The organism is Aeromonas sp. 600527 (assembly GCF_049175415.1).
In the GTDB taxonomy this organism is placed as follows: Bacteria; Pseudomonadota; Gammaproteobacteria; order Enterobacterales; family Aeromonadaceae; genus Aeromonas; species Aeromonas veronii_A.
In genome coordinates this window covers 59,973-78,749 of record NZ_JAAKVA010000003.1, presented here as the reverse complement: position 1 = coordinate 78,749, position 18,777 = coordinate 59,973, and the positions used below count along the sequence as shown (strand labels likewise).

Annotated in this window: 17 protein-coding genes; 11 read left to right on the top strand and 6 right to left on the bottom strand. The window is 58.6% G+C overall.

What is annotated here, in order from left to right; all coding sequences use genetic code 11:
- Positions 1-813: 813 nt before the first annotated feature.
- Together speA and G5154_RS06110 are read left to right on the top strand one after the other, a co-directional pair.
- The gene (gene speA, locus G5154_RS06115) at positions 814-2,715 is read left to right on the top strand and encodes a biosynthetic arginine decarboxylase (RefSeq protein ID WP_005344160.1); all 1,902 of its coding nucleotides are present in this window, start codon (positions 814-816) and stop codon (positions 2,713-2,715) included.
- 273 nt (positions 2,716-2,988) lie between these two features.
- Entirely contained in the window at positions 2,989-3,177 is a 189-nt protein-coding gene (locus tag G5154_RS06110) for a hypothetical protein (protein ID WP_005334402.1), read from the top strand.
- Positions 3,178-3,239: 62 nt separating this feature from the next.
- On the opposite strand, the gene G5154_RS06105 is transcribed toward G5154_RS06110, so the two are convergent.
- From G5154_RS06105 to G5154_RS06095, 3 genes are all read right to left on the bottom strand, one after another.
- Positions 3,240-3,545 carry a hypothetical protein gene (locus G5154_RS06105; RefSeq protein WP_236768505.1) on the bottom strand — a complete coding sequence of 102 codons (306 nt, stop codon included), beginning with the start codon at positions 3,543-3,545 and terminating at the stop codon, positions 3,240-3,242.
- 281 nt (positions 3,546-3,826) lie between these two features.
- The gene (locus G5154_RS06100) at positions 3,827-5,833 is read right to left on the bottom strand and encodes a methyl-accepting chemotaxis protein (RefSeq protein ID WP_421250529.1); all 2,007 of its coding nucleotides are present in this window, start codon (positions 5,831-5,833) and stop codon (positions 3,827-3,829) included.
- A gap of 222 nt (positions 5,834-6,055) precedes the next feature.
- On the bottom strand, positions 6,056-7,351 hold the full coding sequence (locus G5154_RS06095; RefSeq protein WP_159157265.1) for an amino acid permease: 1,296 nt from the start codon (positions 7,349-7,351) through the stop codon (positions 6,056-6,058).
- Positions 7,352-7,602: 251 nt separating this feature from the next.
- On the opposite strand from G5154_RS06095, the gene G5154_RS06090 reads away from it, so the two are divergent.
- The 6 genes from G5154_RS06090 to G5154_RS06065 all read left to right on the top strand — a co-directional run bounded on the left by G5154_RS06090 (position 7,603) and on the right by G5154_RS06065 (position 13,740).
- Positions 7,603-7,986, top strand: a complete 384-nt coding sequence (locus G5154_RS06090) for a Rid family detoxifying hydrolase (protein WP_005344164.1) — start codon at positions 7,603-7,605, stop codon at positions 7,984-7,986.
- Positions 7,987-8,008: 22 nt separating this feature from the next.
- Positions 8,009-9,298 carry a serine dehydratase subunit alpha family protein gene (locus tag G5154_RS06085; protein WP_201991871.1) on the top strand — a complete coding sequence of 430 codons (1,290 nt, stop codon included), beginning with the start codon at positions 8,009-8,011 and terminating at the stop codon, positions 9,296-9,298.
- Between the two features lie 64 nt (positions 9,299-9,362).
- The gene (locus G5154_RS06080; protein WP_005334376.1) at positions 9,363-10,016 is read left to right on the top strand and encodes a helix-turn-helix transcriptional regulator; all 654 of its coding nucleotides are present in this window, start codon (positions 9,363-9,365) and stop codon (positions 10,014-10,016) included.
- Between the two features lie 154 nt (positions 10,017-10,170).
- Positions 10,171-10,758, top strand: coding sequence for a histidine phosphatase family protein (locus G5154_RS06075; RefSeq protein WP_421250528.1), 588 nt, complete (start codon positions 10,171-10,173; stop codon positions 10,756-10,758).
- Between the two features lie 150 nt (positions 10,759-10,908).
- Positions 10,909-12,102 (top strand): enoyl-ACP reductase FabV, encoded by a 1,194-nt coding sequence (gene fabV, locus G5154_RS06070; RefSeq protein ID WP_005353312.1) that lies wholly within the window; start codon positions 10,909-10,911, stop codon positions 12,100-12,102.
- 162 nt (positions 12,103-12,264) lie between these two features.
- The gene (locus G5154_RS06065) at positions 12,265-13,740 is read left to right on the top strand and encodes a YfcC family protein (RefSeq protein WP_421250527.1); all 1,476 of its coding nucleotides are present in this window, start codon (positions 12,265-12,267) and stop codon (positions 13,738-13,740) included.
- A 63-nt stretch (positions 13,741-13,803) separates the two neighbouring features.
- Here the strand turns inward: G5154_RS06065 and G5154_RS06060 are convergent, their stop codons facing one another.
- Positions 13,804-15,018 carry a pyridoxal phosphate-dependent aminotransferase gene (locus G5154_RS06060; RefSeq protein ID WP_043851260.1) on the bottom strand — a complete coding sequence of 405 codons (1,215 nt, stop codon included), beginning with the start codon at positions 15,016-15,018 and terminating at the stop codon, positions 13,804-13,806.
- 387 nt (positions 15,019-15,405) lie between these two features.
- On the opposite strand from G5154_RS06060, the gene G5154_RS06055 reads away from it, so the two are divergent.
- Entirely contained in the window at positions 15,406-15,618 is a 213-nt protein-coding gene (locus G5154_RS06055) for a DUF1653 domain-containing protein (protein WP_421250526.1), read from the top strand.
- Positions 15,619-15,888: 270 nt separating this feature from the next.
- Positions 15,889-16,578 (top strand): aquaporin Z, encoded by a 690-nt coding sequence (aqpZ, locus tag G5154_RS06050; protein WP_421250525.1) that lies wholly within the window; start codon positions 15,889-15,891, stop codon positions 16,576-16,578.
- A 92-nt stretch (positions 16,579-16,670) separates the two neighbouring features.
- Here aqpZ and G5154_RS06045 read toward each other — a convergent pair whose 3' ends face one another.
- Positions 16,671-17,420 (bottom strand): lytic transglycosylase domain-containing protein, encoded by a 750-nt coding sequence (locus tag G5154_RS06045; protein ID WP_419772928.1) that lies wholly within the window; start codon positions 17,418-17,420, stop codon positions 16,671-16,673.
- Positions 17,421-17,744: 324 nt separating this feature from the next.
- Between G5154_RS06045 and G5154_RS06040 the strand changes: the two genes are divergently transcribed.
- Positions 17,745-18,185: a GNAT family N-acetyltransferase gene (locus tag G5154_RS06040; RefSeq protein WP_005344181.1), complete on the top strand. Its 441-nt coding sequence runs from the start codon at positions 17,745-17,747 to the stop codon at positions 18,183-18,185.
- A 5-nt stretch (positions 18,186-18,190) separates the two neighbouring features.
- On the opposite strand, the gene G5154_RS06035 is transcribed toward G5154_RS06040, so the two are convergent.
- Positions 18,191-18,733, bottom strand: coding sequence for a DUF1439 domain-containing protein (locus G5154_RS06035; RefSeq protein WP_005344183.1), 543 nt, complete (start codon positions 18,731-18,733; stop codon positions 18,191-18,193).
- Positions 18,734-18,777 lie beyond the last annotated feature (44 nt).

The window sequence follows — 18,777 nt, the reverse complement described above, 5'->3', positions numbered from 1 at the left end:
CCCTCAGCGACCGCACAGCAAGGCGTCAGCCCAATCATGGCGTTTTCGCACACTTTTCAAGGGGGAATCGGGCTGTCGCATAACCTGCGCCATCCCAGAGCCCGCCTGCCCGCCAGCAAGATTTGATCGACTTATTAAAAGGGGATTTTGAACACTATTTTTTATTGTCACTGCCCGCGGTAAGTGTGTACACTCCGCGCCGATCCAAGGGTAACCCTGAAGCAGGCAGAGCCGCCAGAAACCCGACCGATCATACGCCTATAGGGCGAGGCACGCAGAAACGACAGACACTGCTGGGGAATGGTTTCTTTAATACCGGTTAGGCTCCGGTATCAGGGAGAACAACAGACTCTCATCCTTCATTTGACCGAGTGGGCCACCGGCTCATCATCTTCCCTTGTCATGGGCGGTCACTGACGGTGAGGTGGGCTGTGGTTGTTGTCGTCTATCAACACGCATGCGTGCTGGCGCCTTCGCTTCTCTTCCTTGGAACCCTCTCCTTCTGTCGGGATCGCTGCCGAATGATGAACTGACGGCGTGGCTGATGTCGTCTGTCATCAAAGTACCGCGGCGCCACGGCATAGTGGCACCGCATACCGTTGAGCTTGATGTAAAGCCACCAGCCCCACATCAAGACTCGTTACTTCCCCAAGATCCACCAGGCAGCCTCTGGCTTGCCGCGATGTGCAAAAGGTTGGTTTGGGTGGCTGCGTCTCGTGATGGCAGCGCTCGCCGTACTCTGCACTAGATGGTCTGGATGTGATTGAGGGTAACGAAGGCGACTTTGGGTCGCTCATTTGCGAGGCATAGCCCATGACTAACTGGTCCAGCAAGGACTCCTTGAAGGTCTACAACGTTCCCTACTGGGGTGCGGGTTTTTTCAATATCAATGACGCCGGTCATGTGACCGTCGCCCCCGACAAATCACGCCCTGACGCGCATATTGTGCTCTCTGACGCCATCGAACAGTTGCGTCAGTCCGGGCTGACCACCCCCGTGTTGCTGCGCTTCCCTGACATCCTCAAGAGTCGGGTCGATGCGCTGTTCAACGCCTTTGGTCAGGCCATCGAAAAGTCTGGCTATGAAGGGGACTACCTCTGCGTTTACCCGATCAAGGTAAACCAGCAGCGTCGTGTCATCGAGACCATCAGCCAGTCCTACAGCGACAAGCCCCGGCTTGGCCTGGAAGCTGGTTCCAAACCGGAACTGCTGGCCGTGCTGTCCCATCACCATGAGCAAGGCTCGGTGATCGTCTGCAACGGTTACAAAGACCGCGAATATATCCGCCACGCCCTCTTGGGCAACCTGATGGGCCACAAGGTCTACATCGTGGTGGAGAAGCCCTCCGAGCTGGAGATGGTGCTGGACGAGTCAGCTCGTCTCAACATCAAGCCCAACATCGGGGTGCGTGCCAAGCTCGCTTCCACCGGCTCCGGCATGTGGGAATCGAGCGGCGGCTCCATGTCCAAATTTGGTCTCTCCGCCTCCCAGATCCTGGCGCTGATCGAGCGTCTGCGCGGGCTGGGCAAGCTGGATTGCCTGCAACTGCTGCACTTCCATCTGGGCTCCCAGATCGCCAATATCCGCGACATTCAGGGCGGCATCCGCGAGTGCGGCCGTTTCTATGCTGAACTGCGTCGCCTCGGTGCCAACATCGAAGTCGTGGACGTCGGTGGCGGTCTGGGGGTGGACTACGAGGGAACCCGTTCCCAGAGCCACTGCTCCGCCAACTACAGCCTCTCCGAGTACGCCAACAACGTGGTATGGGGCATCGGCGATGTCTGCCGCGAGTTCGATCTGCCGCACCCGACCATCATCAGCGAGTCTGGCCGTGCCCTGACCGCCCACCACGCCGTGCTGGTCACCAATATCATTGGTGCCGAAGGGGTGGAGATGAACGACATCAGCGCGCCGGACGAAGATGCACCGACCATTCTGCAAAACATGTGGAAAGGCTGGCTGGATCTGCGTAGTGAAGATCCCTCCCTGCTGGAGATCTTCCATGACTCGGTGGCTGATCTGGGTGACGTGAATACCCAGTACACCATGGGCCTCTTGAACCTTGAACAGCGTGCCTGGGCCGAGATGCTGCACCAGAACACCTGTCTGGCACTCAAAGAGATGCTCAATCCGGTCAACCGCAACCACCGTGCGCTGGCTGACGAGCTGAGTGAAAAGCTGGCGGACAAGTGCTTTGCCAACTTCTCTCTGTTCCAGTCCCTGCCGGATGCCTGGGGTATCGGTCAGGTATTCCCGGTGATGCCGCTGGCTGGTCTCGATCGTCCGCTTAGCCGTCGCGGCATCCTGATGGATATCACCTGTGACTCCGACGGTCAGGTCGAACACTACGTCGACGGTCTGGGGGTCGAGAGCACCCTGCCGATGCCGGTCTACGGCGAGAACGAAGAGTGCCACGTCGGCTTCTTCCTGGTCGGTGCCTATCAGGAGATCCTTGGGGATTTGCACAACCTGTTCGGTGATACCCACTGCGCGGAAGTATGGCTGGACGAAGAGGGCAAGATGGACATTCGCAACGTGGTGCGCGGCGACACTGTCGATCAGCTGCTGCGTTACGTCAACATCGACCCGTCCGTGATCCGCGAAAACTACCAGCGGATCGCCGCTCACCCGGCGCTGGACGATGCCACTCGCAAAGCCCTGCTCGACGAGCTGGAGCTGGGCCTGCAAGGCTACGCCTATCTGGAAGACGAATAAGCCTTTTGGCTTGCCCCTCGCTTTGGCGGGGAGATGAAAAAACGGTGCCTGCGGGCGCCGTTTTTGTTACCGGGGGCCATCCGGCGATATGACGGGGCGCTCGGTCCATCTTCATTTGGATAACCTATGATGGCTCGGGGCATCCGCAAGCCACAGATCTGGCAGATATCTGCCCCTTTCAGCCGCTTCCATTGATCTGCATCAAGCGTGAACCTCGGTGGTTATTTTACGGTCAGGAGTGATGTTGATGGGATGTAACAAAAGGATGTGCATATGGAACTGAAAAGGGACCCGAGATGCTATACCGACGTCTGTATCGACGGTAAGTGGTATCACTACGACCACTGCAGCACCAATGTCTACATGCTGATGGGAGGCGCCGCGCCGAGCCTTCAGCTGGCCTATGAGCCGAGCAGCGAAGAGGAGCTAATCGAGATGCTCCAGCAGCTGGGGCGCTTCTGACTCACCGAATTGATGTCTTGCCATATGGCCATCGGGCACGTTGCCACGATGGCCACGACTCTTCACCGCTGTGCCTTATCTCGACGGGTTTTATTGCCTAATAGCCCCTTGCCAATCTCCAGCATGGCGACGGCTGCGGCATAGGTGCTATCGGACTTGCCTATCTCATCGGCCACATAGAGGAAGTTGGAGCGATACTTCTCCACCGCCTCGCGCGGGTTAGCTGCGTCGATAAAATCCTCTTCCACCTCGAACCCCTGCGTCAGCAGCACCGCTTTCTCGGGCAGGAAGGTGGGGGAGGCCATGTCGATAAAAGTGTACTGCTGCCGGTTGGAGGCCGGGATAGAGAAAAACTGGTACTTCGCCATTTGCGATACCTCGCCTGAACGGTTGTGTCGTGATGCGAGCTTCCTCTCGCCGAACTCTTGTCGAACTGCCTATCGGGCGTCGAACTGATCCCCGGGCCTGTGGCTGGCAAAAAGGTAACGTTCGAATCTTGTTGTGGCTGAAGATTACTCCGCTTTATCCTCATCGCACAATGGTTAGTCGATACTTTTTTCGCCAAGAAAAACAATGCTGCCTGATCGTCTGAATTTGCAAAAAACCAGCCCCGGTAGGGGCTGGCGATGGAGTGGGGGCGGGCGCTGGCTCAGAGCACGAAGCTCTGTACCATGGCGCGCAGCTGTTCGGTGAGCTGGTGGATCTGGCGGGCTGCATCGCGGGCGGCGTTGGCTACTTGCAGCGCCTCGTCGCTGCCATCCGAGATGCGCACCACGTTGCGTTCGATCTCGTTTACCACCGCACCCTGCTGCTCGATGGCGCTGGCGATGATGGCGTTGGTATCGACCATCCGATCCACCTTCTCGGTGATGGCACCGAAGGCCTGTTTTGCCTCCTGCGCCAGCCCGACCCCCTCCTGCGCTTCATGGCTGGCCGCCGACATGGCGGTGACCGAGGCGCGTGCGCCGGATTGCAGTTGTTCAATCATCTGCTGGATCTCGACGGTAGCCCCCTGGGTGCGGTTGGCAAGAGAGCGCACCTCGTCGGCCACCACCGCAAAGCCGCGACCCTGCTCACCGGCTCGGGCCGCTTCGATGGCCGCGTTGAGGGCCAGCAGGTTGGTCTGTTCGGCGATGCCGCGGATCACGCTGATGACGCCGCCAATCTGGCTGCACTGCTGCTCCAGCTGGCCGATGGTATCGGCGGTGCGCAGCACCTCGCGGTTGATATGGTCGATGGCCTTGATGGTGCGCTCCACCACATCCTCGCCCTGACCGACCACGTTCTGCGCCTCCTGGGTCATGCGGGCGGCTTGCAGGGCGTTGCCCGCCATGTCCTGTGAGGTGGCGGCCAGCTCCTTGATGGCGGTGGCGACCTGATGGGTCTCTCCTTGCTGATCAGCAATCACCTCCTGTGAGCGGCAGGTGCGCGCTTCGATCTCGGTGGCGCTCTCCACCACGGTGACGCCATTTTCCCGCACTCGCAGCATCAGGGTGCGCAGGGTCTCCAGCGTCACGTTGTAATCGTGGCTGATGGCGGCCAGTTCGTCCTGACCGACGATCTCGATATGCTGGCTGAGATCTTGGGCGTTGACCCGGGCGGCAATATCACGCACCCGCCCTACGGTTTCGCGCAGGGAGAGATAGGCGCCGATCATCAGGTAGAGGTAGAGCAGCAAGCTGACGGTCAGCGGCGCGGTGACCCACCAGAAGTGGCGCTGGTTGGCGGCCAGCCGCTGATGCAGGTCGGCCTCCAGCCGCTGGCGTACCTGGCCTGCCAACGCGCTGATAGCCTCGTCCATCTTATCCCCCAGTGCCTGTACCTCCTTGGTGGAGAGCTGCACCAGCTGATCCTTCATCATCTTGTTTTCCATGGTCTCGACCCCCTGACGCACCAGCTGTATCAGAGCATCAGTTTGCTGACCCAGCTCGGCGCGGTATGCCGGTTCGATCTGGTAGAGCAGGGTCAGATCGGCCTCCAGCTCCTGCAGGGTGGCGTTGATGAGGTCGAGACGAAAACGCAGGCCGCTGTAGCCCTCTGCCTGAAACAGGCCGAAATCGGCGATGGTGGCGGCGCGATCCCGCACCTGGGCCAGCAAGTCGCGCAGCTGCGGCAACCGTTCGCTGGCGAGGATTACCATGTAGTAGGTACCGAGCGACGGATCCTGGATCAGGCTGCTGCTGGCGGTGATGTGCTTGTAGAGATGGCGTACTTCGGTCAGCAGCTTGTCGTGGCGCAGGTTGCTCTGCTCCACCTCCAGCTTGCCCGCTTTACTCTGCAGGGCAGTCCAGCCCTGCTGGATCACCTCAAAGGAGGGGGTGTTCTGGCGGGTGTCGGCAAAGGCTTGCAGGCTCTGATCAACTGTTTGTGCGGCCGCCTTGACCTGATCGTCACCGACCGGATCCACCTCATAGGCGTGACGGGTCACCAGGTTTCGATGGGTTAGCAGGGCTTGCTCGATAGCGGGTACAGGGGCTAGATTGACCACTCCCGCCAGCTCGCGGTTGGCCTGCGCGTTGTCATCCTGCAGCCGCCCCAGCAGATTGGTCATGCTGTAGGCCAGTGGCAGCAGCATCAGGCAGGACCAGAGCAGGAATTTGTATTTGAAGGAGAGCTGATTGCCCAGCTTGATGGCCGGGTTGAAAATCCATTTCATATGAGGCCTCGATAACCGATAAGACGGGTGCATGCGGTGATGCCTGAATATTACTCCGCACCAGACCCCTTGGGGGAGGTCAGCTTGCAAGTTGTGATCCCCTTGGCTTTTTGCCCCGCGGGGTGACTTGGCAGCCGCAGCGACAGAGAGGCGGGTTGCGCCAATAAAAAACGGGCCACCCGAAGGTGGCCCGAAGTCGATAAGGAGGGCGTTTGCAATCGATCAGTTGAACGCCAGGAAGGGCGAGACACAAAGGAGCAGGCCGGTGACGATGATTATGTAGAGGGAGGTGCCCTTGTACTTGTGCAGCGCCGGTACCTGATAGACCAGATAGGCCGGGATGAGACAACCCACCATGCCGAAGATGGGGCTGCAGATAGAGGTGAAGCTCAGTACCGGGGCGTTGAGCACGATGGCACCCCAGGAGAGCATGACGGTAAACACCATGATCCCTTTGCCGACCAATCCTTTGTTGATGCGGTTTTCCGGCAGCACCCGGCGCAGCAGGTTCATCGCCAGACCCTGACAGGCTTCACGGAAACCGAGGTAAACGCCGAAGTAGGCGGTCATCACCGCGAAGATGTTGAGGGTGAGGCTGAGCAGCTTGAGAGTCTGGCCGGGCATCCCCTGGGCCACCATGGCCAGTGCGGAGATGTTCTCTTCAGAGGCTTTGACCGCCTGATCGTGTCCCATGGCAAGGGTAAAGGAGACCGCGTAGAAGAACACAACTACGAACAGGATGCCGAAGGCGATATTCATGGCGCGCATCGCCTTGAAGCGGGCCACTTCCAGCGACTTTTCCCGCGAGCGGTAGGAGATCACCATGGGGCTCAGGCTCTGGATAAAGAGGATGGAGGTGAGGGTAAAGGGCAGCATGATGATGGCATCCTTCATCCAGTCACCGGCAGCGGGCATGGCGGTGATGTTGGATGCATCCCACTTGTCCACCATCATCAGGCCGAGCACGGCCACCACGCTGATCTTGGTCAGCACCATAAAGGTGGAGATCTTGAACAGCAGGTTTTCGCCGCGCGAGGCCAGTGCCACCAGACCGCAGATCAGCACCAGACCGTAGAGCGGGTTTTCGGAGAGCAGACCGTCGGTAACGCCGAAGCTCTGCAGGAAGGAGGCGCTGTCATTGGTGATGGCGGTGGAGTAGACGAAGACCCAGATCACCAGCATCACGAAGTAGAGGGCGCCGAGCAGCACACCCCAGTTCTTGCCAAGGTAGCCGGTGATGACGCTGGGGTAATCCTTGCACTCCGGCGAGGTGGCCAGGGTGTTGATAAAGAGGCGTTGGAACATGTACATGGCGGGGTAACCGATCACTGCCGAGAGCAGAAAGACCCACAAGCCCATCAGCCCCACCTGTACCGGCAGGAAGACGATCCCCGCGCCGATGGCCATGCCGATGCTCATGATGATCCAGCCCCAGTCGGTGCTGTCGAAGCGAACCGCTTCTTTCCATTCCAGCGTGCCCATCGCGGGGCTGGCTAGTGTAGTGCTATGCGCGTCCATTAAAACCTTCTTTTTTGTAGGGATGTGGGAAAGCGGCGCAAATATAGTTGAATGAAACCGTCATAAACAATGCCCATAAGAGTACTTTTGTTCAAATCAGGATGATGATCACGGTTTATATTGAGGCCGAAAGGTGCCTTTAAACGCCATTTTTGTATCTTTTTGTTGAATGGATAAAATAAAAAGCAAATAATGTTGAACGGAATGAGATTCACGATTGCAAAAAAAATTGCACAAACAGGAGTGGCTATATGAAACGCATCATCACAGCAGCAGCGGCACCTGACGCTATCGGTCCCTACAGCCACGGCACTGCCTATGGCGACCTTATCTTTACCTCCGGTCAGTTGCCGGTCTGCAAGCAGCAGGGTGGTGTGGTGGAAGGGGGGATTGCCGCCCAGACCCGCCAGTCACTGGAAAACCTGAAGTCCGTGCTGGAAGCCGCAGGCGGCTCGCTGGATACCGTGCTCAAAACCACCTGCTACCTCGCCGAGATCAGCGATTTTGCCGCGTTCAACGAGGTCTATAAAGCCTATTTCCAGAAAGATTGTCCGGCGCGCAGCTGCTTCGCAGTGAAGGATCTGCCGATGGGCGTCAAGGTTGAAGTGGAAGCGATCGCCCATATCGCTCGTTAATGCTGATAAAAAGGTTCAAGTGATGAAACAAGCGTGGCAGCAGTATCTGCAGATTATTCAACAGGTTGTCAAACCAGCGCTGGGTTGTACCGAGCCAATCGCCGCCGCTTATGCCGCGGCTGTCGCCGCTCGGCAACTGGGGTGTGAGCCCGGTCGCCTTGAGGTTGCGGTGTCGGACAATCTCTATAAAAACTCGATGGGTGTCTATGTGCCGGGCACCGGCAAGATCGGTCTGGCCATTGCGGCCGCGGCCGGTGCCATCGGCGGTAACGCCGACGCCGGGCTGGAAGTGCTGGCCGCGATCCAGCCAGCACAGGTGGAGCGTGCCCAGCAGCTGATCGATGCCGGCAAGGTGCAGGTGAGCCGCACCGCCGCCCCCGAGTTTATCTTCTGCCGCGTGACCGTTTATGGCTCTGATGACAAGGGTGAAGAACACAGCGCCGAAGTGACCCTCTGCGGCGGTCATACCCGCATCGTCGAGCAGCGCCGCGATGGCGAGGTGACCTTCACCGCCGATCAGAGCCAGGGCGGCGCCACCGGTTCCATCTGCGATGGCGTCGATATCAGCATCGCCGCCATCTACGAGTTCGCCACCCAGGTGGAGTTCGAGCAGATCAGGTTCATCCTCAAAGCCTCCGAGCTTAACGGCAAGCTTTCTGCCGAGGGGATGAACAACCCCTATGGCCTCGAGATCGGCCGCACCATGCAGCAGAACATCAATGCCGGTCTTATCGGTGAGGATGTGATGAACCGCATCGTGATGATGACGGCGGCTGCCTCTGATGCCCGCATGGGGGGGGCGACCCTGCCAGCCATGAGCAACTTTGGCAGCGGCAACCAGGGCATTGCCGCCACCATTCCGGTGATGGTGATTGCCGAGCGCTTTGCGGCCAGCGAAGAGCAGCTGGCTCGCGCCCTCATCATGAGCCATCTGGGCGCCATCTATATCAAGTCCCACTATCCGCCGCTGTCGGCCTTCTGTGGCAATACCGTGACCAGCGCGGCCGCCTCCATGGCCATGGTTTATTTGGCGGGCGGCAGCTTCGAGCAATCCTGCTTCGCCATCCAGAACGTGCTGAGCGACAGTGCCGGTATGGTATGTGACGGGGCGAAAGCCTCCTGCGCCATGAAGGTGAGTACCTCCTCCGGTGCGGCGGTGCGCGGCTTCCTGATGGCCCTCAACAGCCACTCGGTGTCGGGGCAGGGGATCGTCGCCGGTGACGTGGATCAGACCATCCGTAACGTGGGTCAGATGGTGAAGGAGGGCATGTCTGCCACAGACAGCACCATTATTGATATCATGTCCGCCTGATGTCCCTGTCGGTTGCTGCCCGGCGTCTATTGTCCGGCAGCAACCCTTGCAAGAAGGTCCCATTGTGAAGCTGCAAGAGTTGAGTCCGAGCGATTTTGAGATCCTCAAGTCGATGGAGAACATTGTGGACGGCATCGCCGCCATGTATGGTCAGCACACCGAAGTGCTGCTCCACAGTCTGGATGCGCGCAATCCCTCGATCGTCAAGATTGCCAACGGCCATATCACCGGCCGCAGTGTCGGCGCCCCCATCACCAACCTGGCGATGATGAAGCTCAAGAGCGGGCAGGATATCTCCAGCCCCTACATGACCAAGTGTGCCACCGGCAAGACGCTGCGCTCCATTACTACCGTGATCCGCAACGGGGAGCACAGGGCCATCGGGTTGCTCTGTATCAACAGCGACATGGATGCCCCGCTGCAATCCGTGCTGCGCACCATGATGCCGGAGTGCATGCACCCCCACGAGAGCCATGCCACCCCGGAGGTGTTCGCCCGCAACATCGACGAAGCGCTCAACAGCACCATCGACACCGTCAGTGCCGAGGTGCGAGGCAACGAGGCGGTGCCCCCGTCCCAGAAGACCCGGGTTATCGTCAACCAGCTGCACGACATGGGGATCTTCGAGTTAAAAGACAGCGCCCAGATTGCGGCGCGCCAGCTCGGCATTTCGGTCCACTCCATCTACCGCTATCTGCGGGAGATCAAGAAGGGCTGAGCCGACACACTCTGGCCAAATTGGCAGCAAACGGGTCAGTCTTGACCCGTTTTTTACGCCCGCTTTAGCCTCTCTGTTCGGGCCATCCTTCGGGCTCATCTGCTATCATTTTCCCCCTTTATTTTTCTATCTCTCTGAACGTGCTGGAGAAATCATGTCTCGACTCATCTATCTGCTGCGCCATGGCCAGACCCGCTTCAATGCTGAGCAGCGTCTGCAGGGGCGTTACAACTCCGATCTGACCGACAAGGGTGAGGCGCAAGCCATCGCCATGGGGCGGCGCCTTGCTGGCGAACTGGCGGATCCTGCCCGCTGGACCGTCTATGCTAGCCCGCTCGGCCGTGCTCGTCAGACTGCGCAGCTGGTGTGCGAGCAGTTGGGACTGTCAGCTGATCGCATCATCTGGGACGATCGGTTGATGGAGCTGGGGATGGGAGAGTGGGAGAGCTGCCAGATCCCGGTGCTGCGGCTCGCTCATCCCGAGCTCGATATCGGCAAGGGGGACTGGTATCTGCAGGCACCGGGGGCCGAGAGCTTCGAGAGTATTCAGCGCCGGGCGCACCTGTGGTTGCAGGATCCCGCGATCGCCGAGCGTGCCATCGTTATCTCCCACGGTCTGCTCGGTGCCATGTTGCGCGGCGTCTATGCCGATCTCGGCTATGAGGCGACCTGGTCACAGGAGTTGCCGCAAGATGCCTTCTATAAGCTGCAGGATGGCCACATTACCCGCATTGCCTGCTAGTTGCCGTGAGGTGGCACCATGGCATGGACCATGATGGCCACCTTCGGATGCCCATTTTTGCCGCAGTTCAACACATCAGAGCACCTTATCGCGGCAAGATGAGGTATCTTATGCCCCGATTTCATCCATTAAACGGATCCGAGACCCCATATGATCATCAAACCCAAGGTTCGCGGCTTTATCTGCACCACCACTCATCCGGTCGGTTGTGAAGCCAATGTTCGTCGCCAGATTGCTTACACCAAGGCTAAGGGCACCATCGAGAATGGCCCCAAGAAGGTGCTGGTGATCGGCGCTTCCACCGGTTATGGCCTGGCCTCCCGGATTGCGGCTGCCTTCGGTAGCGGCGCCGCCACCCTCGGCGTCTTCTTTGAAAAAGCGGGCACCGAGTCCAAGACCGGTACCGCTGGCTGGTACAACTCTGCCGCTTTCGACAAGGCAGCCAAAGAGGCGGGCCTCTACGCCAAGAGCGTCAACGGCGATGCCTTCTCCAACGAGTGCCGCGCCAAGGTGATCGAGCTGATCAAGCAGGATCTGGGTCAAATCGATCTGGTGGTCTACTCCCTGGCCTCTCCGGTGCGGAAGATGCCGGAAACCGGCGAAGTGGTGCGCTCAGCCCTCAAACCGATCGGCGAGGTCTATACCACCACCGCCATCGATACCAACAAGGATCAGATCATCACCGCTACCGTCGAGCCGGCGAACGAGGAAGAGATCCAGAACACCATCACAGTGATGGGCGGTCAGGATTGGGAGCTGTGGATGGCTGCCCTGCGTGATGCAGGCGTGCTGGCCGACGGCGCCAAGTCGGTGGCCTACTCCTACATCGGCACCGATCTGACCTGGCCAATCTACTGGCACGGCACCTTGGGCCGCGCCAAGGAAGATCTGGACCGCGCCGCTGCCGCCATCCGTGGCGATCTGGCTGCCAAGGGCGGTACCGCTCACGTAGCCGTGCTGAAATCCGTGGTGACCCAGGCCTCTTCCGCCATTCCGGTGATGCCGCTCTATATCTCCATGGCTTTCAAGATCATGAAGGAGAAGGGCATTCACGAGGGCTGCATGGAGCAGGTAGATCGCATGATGCGCACCCGTCTCTACGCGTCTGACATGGCGCTGGACGAGCAGGCTCGCATCCGCATGGATGACTGGGAACTGCGTGAAGATGTGCAGCAGACCTGCCGCGACCTGTGGCCATCCATCACCAGCGAAAACCTCTCCGAATTGACTGATTACACCGGTTACAAGCAGGAGTTCCTGCGCCTGTTCGGTTTTGGTCTGGACGAGGTCGATTACGATGCGGATGTGAATCCGGATGTGAAATTCGACGTGGTCGAGCTCTGAGTCTGACTCAAGTGAAAACAGGGCCCCGCGGGGCCCTGTTTTTTTGGCAAAAATTCCGCCAAATTGCGGAATTTTATTATCAGCGATCACCTTTTTCCCATATCAAACCCGCTAGTCTTGCGCTGATCGGATCACAGACGGCATTGCCGAGGTACGGAAGCTATGACCACTCCAAACGAGGCGCCCAAGAAGCGCCAACTCCCCACAGTTTATACCCTGCTTTTCATCATCATCGCGCTGATGGCCGCCCTCACCTGGGTGCTGCCGGCGGGTAAATATGACTATGTCACCGCCAAGACCCAGCAGCCGGTGGCGGCAGCGGCCGTGGCTGATTACAGCGGCGACGAGCGGCTGTTGCCGGTGCCCGGCAGCTACACTGAGTTACCCGCCCACCCGCAAGGGGTATTCGAGGTGCTCAAGGCCCCCATCCAGGGCTTTCACAAGGCGGCCGACGTGGCGCTGTTCGTGCTCATCATCGGCGGCTTTCTGGCGGTGACCATGCAAAGCGGGGCGCTTGATGCCGGGGTGGGGGCCATTGTGCGCGGCTTTGCCGGCCGTGAGCGGCTGCTGATCCCGGTGCTGATCGCCCTGTTTGCCCTCGGCGGCTCCACCTTCGGCATGGCGGAGGAGACGGTAGCCTTCTGGGCGCTGATCGTGCCGGTGATGATGGCGGCGGGCTTCGATCGCATGGTGGCGGCGGGGATTATCCTGCTTGGCTCCGGGGTCGGGGTGCTCGCCTCCACCGTCAACCCGTTTGCCACCGGTATCGCCTCCGGTTTTGCCGGCATTCCCATCGGTGAGGGGATCGGTTTGCGGGTCATCCAGTGGCTGCTGCTGGTGATCTTCGCCTCCTGGTTCGTGATGCGCTACGCCAAGCTGGTGCAGCAGGACAAATCCCGCTCAGTGCTGGCCGACATTGCCTATGACGACGAGTTCTCCCAGATGAAGAGCGGCAACCTCGCCTTCACCGGCAAGCAGAAGCTCACCATGCTGGTCTTCTTCGGCACCTTCCTGCTGATGATCTATGCGGTGGTGCCCTGGTCCGATTTGGGGATCGACGTGCTGCCCACCTTTGGCTGGTGGTTTGACGAGCTATCCACCCTGTTCTTTAGCGCCTCCATCCTGATTGCGCTGATCAACCGGATGCCGGAGTCCAACTATGTGGCGACTTTCCTGAGCGGCGCTCGGGATCTCATCGGGGTAGCGCTGGTGGTGGCGGTGGCGCGCGGCATCTATGTGGTGATGGAGCAGGGCGTCATCATCGACACCATTTTGCATTGGGCTGAAGGGCTGGTGACCGGACTATCCTCGTCGGTCTTCATCCTGATGGCCTATCTGGTCCACATCATCCTGAGCTTCTTCATCCCGTCAACCTCGGGGCTGGCGACCGTCTCCATGCCGCTGATGGGGCCGCTGGCTGACTTCTCCGGCATCTCCCGGGATCTGGTGATCACCGCCTATCAGTCCGCCTCCGGCTGGATCAACCTGTTTGCCCCCACCGCCGCTCATCTGGTGGCCGGTCTGGCGCTCGCCAAGATCCCCTACGATCGCTTCGTGCGTTGGGTGCTGCCCTTTATCATCGGCGTAGCCCTCATCACAATGGCGGTGCTGGTGGCCGGAGCTCTGCTGCACGGCTGATGGCACGGATAAAACCACAGATAACAAAAAGGCTCCCGCGGGAGCCTTTTTCATGAGCTTTGCTTACTGCTTGTAGCCCTTGAGGAAGCGGGCGAGGCGGCCGATGGCATCTTCCAGCTCCTCTTCGCGGGGCAGGAACACCAGCCGGAAGTGATCCGGTGCCGGCCAGTTGAAACCTGTGCCCTGCACCAGCAGCAGCTTCTCTTGCTGCAGCAGGTCGAACACCATCTTCTGGTCATCGCGGATGTCATACACCTTGGGGTCGAGGCGCGGGAACATGTAGAGCGCCCCCTTGGGTTTGACGCAGGAGACCCCGGGGATCTCGTTCAAGAGCTCCCACGCCTTGTCCCGCTGCTTGCGCAGGCGGCCGCCCGGCAGGATCAGCTCGTTGATGCTCTGGTAGCCGCCAAGCGCAGTCTGGATGGCGTGCTGCATCGGCACGTTGGCACACAGCCGCATGGAGGCCAGCATTTCCAGCCCTTCAATGTAACCGCGGGCACGGCCTTTGGGACCTGTGATGACCATCCAGCCCTGACGGAAGCCGCAGGCACGGTAGGCCTTGGAGAGGCCGTTGAAGGTCACCACCATCACGTCGTCGCATAGAGTGCAGACGCTGGTGTGGGAGATATCGTCGTAGAGGATCTTGTCGTAGATCTCGTCGGCGAAGATGATGAGGTTGTGCTGGCGGGCGATCTCGATCACCTCCAGCAGGAACTCGCTGCCGTAAACGGCACCGGTCGGGTTGTTGGGGTTGATCAGCACCAGGCCGCGGGTGCGAGGGGTAATGCGGGCACGGATGTCGTCGAGATCCGGGTACCAGTCAGCCCCTTCGTCGCAGCGATAGTGCACCGCATGGCCACCGGAGAGGGTGACGGCGGCGGTCCAGAGCGGATAGTCAGGGGAGGGCACCAGCATCTCGTCGCCGTTGTTGAGCAGCGCCTGCATCGCCATCACGATCAGCTCGCTGGCGCCGTTGCCGATGTAGATGTCGTCGATGTCGACCTTGCGCATCCCTTTTTGCTGGTAGTACTGCATCACCGCCTTGCGGGCGGAGAAGAGCCCCTTGGAGTCGCAGTAGCCCTGGCTCTGGGGCATGTTGAGGATCACATCTTTGATGATCTCTTCCGGCGCATCAAAGCCGAACGGGGCCGGGTTGCCGATGTTGAGCTTGAGAATGCGGTGGCCTTCGTCTTCGAGGCGGCGAGCTTCTTTATGCACCGGGCCGCGGATGTCATAGCAGACATCGTCGAGCTTGTGCGACTTGTCGATTGTGAACATGGTGAGTGTGATTCCTTCCCCACAGGGACGCGTTGGCGAAAAAGGCGGTTTTTAGTATCAAATATCTTTTCCCCTATTCTTCACAGAATTGAATCCTAGAACAATCTTCTTTTTAGTAGAAATTCCTGATTTTTAGTCCCAAAACAGAGTTATTAAAAGGTTAAATTCAGCACGATCGTTTGTGCTTGGCAAGGTTCACCAGTGAAAGATGGGGGAGTGATTAACAAAGCTACTCTACTGTGTTGAAATCTTCACGCTCTCTGGCACGATTGGCTTGTGTAAAAAAGCCTCCTCATCGCCATTTCCGACGAGAAAAAGCTGATACAACTGGCACTGGCCAGCCCATATTTCCCCTTTCCCGTCCTGTTCCATCTGCAGAGGTATTCCATGCATGCACCCACACCCGGTCGCTATCGTCACTTCAAGGGGGGTTACTATCAGGTGCTGACCCTGGCCAGCCATACCGAGACAGGCGAGCAGCTGGTGATCTATCAGTCGGAACAGGATGGCACCGTCTATGCCCGTCCCGTCGCCATGTTTATGGAGTGGATTGAGCATCAGGGGCAGGTTGTCAGCCGTTTTGCCCCTGCAGGATACTGACCACGCCTCCGTTTTTATCGTTCAAGGGATGATTACTCGAGCTAAACGGTGTCACAAGTTGTCGCATGACGCCCTTGGGTATGAGATGTGCAGCCAGCTGTCTTAATGATAAATCTCTTATCTAATCAACGAATTGTGACGAATGTCACATTGAGTGAGCCCCGCCTGCCGGGTTCGCAATCTGGACTCACACTCCCATAATGCTGCGCTTGTTCAAGCATGGGCCCTTCTCGGGTCTTGTTCGGTGTTATCTCAAATGGGAGAAATAATGTGAAACCTGTTGCTGCTGAGTTTATGGGCACTTTCTGGCTGATATTGGGCGGGTGCGGCAGTGCCGTGCTGGCTGCGGCCTTCCCTCACGTCGGGATTGGTCTGCTGGGGGTCTCGATGGCTTTCGGTCTGACCGTGCTGACCATGGCGTTTGCCATCGGCCATATCTCCGGTTGCCACCTCAATCCGGCCGTGACCGTTGGTCTGTGGGCGGGTGGTCGTTTTCCGGCATCCGGTGTACTGCCTTATATCGTGGCGCAAGTGCTGGGTGGCATTGCCGCTGCTGCCGTGCTTTACGTGATTGCCAGCGGTCAGGCCGGGTTTGATCTCTCTGCCGGTTTTGCTTCCAACGGCTACGGTGAGCACTCTCCGGGTGGTTATAGCCTGACTGCCGCACTGGTGTGTGAAGTGGTGATGACCGGTTTCTTCCTGTTCGTCATCATGGGCGCCACCGATAGCCGTGCGCCTGCCGGTTTCGCGCCGATCGCCATCGGTCTGTGCCTGACCCTGATCCACCTCGTCAGCATTCCGGTGACCAATACCTCGGTCAACCCGGCCCGCAGTACCGGTGTTGCGCTGTTTGTCGGTGACTGGGCTATCAGCCAGCTCTGGCTGTTCTGGGTTGCCCCGATTGTCGGTGCCATTCTGGGTGCGCTGGCTTATCGCCTGGTGGCGACTGAGCAGAAGTAATCATTTGCGAAACAAAGTGTGGTATCGACACGCCTGTGGGCGTGTTTTTTGTTTCTGGAAGGGTGAGATAAGAGAACTCACCAAGCCAAACGTCAGAGTCCCTTGGCCTGCAGCATCTCTTTGTAGCGTTGATGGAGCAACTGGACGCGCTCTACATAAGCGCGCGTTTCCGCATAGGGCGGAATGCCGCCATGTTTTTGCACTGCGCCAGCCCCGGCGTTGTAGGCCGCAGTTGCCAGCGCAATGTTGCCGTCATACTGTTTGAGCAGTCCTGCCAGGTATTTCACCCCGCCGAAAATATTCTGCTCCGCCAGCAAGGCATTGCCGACCCCCAGCTCCCGCGCTGTGGCTGGCATCAGCTGGGTCAGGCCCATCGCCCCCTTGCGGGAGACCGCCAGCGGATTGAAAGCGGATTCCGCATGGATCAGGGCTCTGATCAGCGCAGGCTCAACCTGATAGGTTTTCGCGGCAGCCTTGATGGTGCTGGCATAGTCATAGAGAAACAGTCCTGTGGTCTGCCAGTTGACGCTGGATTTGGGATCGCAGGCGAAGCAGTCGTTGAACAGCAGCAGTTCGTAATGGCCCTGTTCGGGCGCCATATCGGAGTAACGTACCACCCCGTTTTGCTGCACCGATTTATAGACCTGGATCTGCTTCTTGCCGCCAGCGGCGGTTGCCGCCGTTTGAGCGGTTTCGGGTTGTGGAGCGGGCGCAGCATGACCGACCGAGCGTAAGGGAGAGGGGGCTACGGTCAGGAAGACCACCTCCGCGGGAGGGGGCGTCTGGCTCCATCCGCTCAATGGGATCAACACCATCTGGCCTGCCAGCATCCATGCTTTCAACCGTCACACTCCTTCCAGGGATCATCATGTTGAGTAAAGCACCATGGCGAGTGCAGAACAAGCGTACAAACAGGGAGTTGTGAAGTTGAAGGGGGATTTGGCCGAGGGATGGGGGGATGCCAGAGTATGGCCAGGAGAGGAGCTAAACGGTGGAACTTTCCGGTAGCCAATGGTCATAATCGCCTTATGGAAGTGCTCTAGGATGTTCGCTTTTTTGTTAACAAAATGCGTGCTATCTTGCTTATGTCAGCTGGTCTGGCTAGTTAGTCTTTATCTATTTTTATAATTGATTATAAAGGTATTTTTGTGTCAGGAATGCTGGCGATGGAACTCATCTTCGAGGAGTACTGTGACGCCGATCTCTCCCTTATCAAGGACTATTACGAGACGACTTTTTCCCACTATGTGCCGGATCTGGCCGAGCGGGTCTTTGTCGTACGTGATGCTCACTGGCTGGTAGGGGCAGTTCGGTTGCGGGACGAGGAGGAGTTTTATCATCTGTGCGGCTTTCGTCTGTTGCCTCACTACCAGTCGCTGGGATTGGGTTCACGGCTGTTGCAGCACGCCTGTCACGGCCTGGAGGACAAACCGGTAGTCTGTCAGGTACTGCCTTTCGAGAAACCCTTCTATCTCAAGGCCGGTTTTGCCGATATCTCCCTCACCCAATTGAGCGGGTCACTCTTCTCCCTTTATGAGCAACAGCAGCAGCAGGGTTATCAGGTGGAGCTGCTGGTACGGGATACCACCCAGCCCCTCCTGAATTGAGCGGGCTAGCGGGGTCTGGTCAGTAGGTGGATTTTACCCGGTGACAGCTCCAGCCCCAGCAGGTTCTCTTTCAGCCAGGCTTGTTGCGGATCCTTGTCATCCAGTCGGTAAACCGGTTTGCTCTCAAGACGCTTCTCCATGCTCTGCAGCAGCATGCCGAGCATCATGCCGAACTTTCTCTCTGCCGCCTCCGGTTCCAGCTTGTACTCCACCAGTTTCATGTTGTCGAGAAACAGCGCGCTCTGACTCTTGTCATAGCGGGGCCTCGCCTCATAGGTCATCTGCAGGCGGGCGTCATATTCGGTATTGTCGGGCAGGGCGATCTTGAGCTTGCCCTTGCCATAGACTCGGGCGGTGTCTGGTTGTTGACGGCCAATCTGGACATCGCTCTGCTCCAGCTTCACATGGGCCTTGATGATGCCCGGTAGTTCCAGCTGTTTGTCGACTTGCACTTGGGATTGCAGGTACTGATTGATCTGCTGCTCATTGATGTCATATGAGCCTTGACCTAGCATGGCCAGGCTGAGCAGCATGGATTGCAGAATCATGGGGGCAACCTGATAGAATGGATTTGCCTTACAGCATACCATTC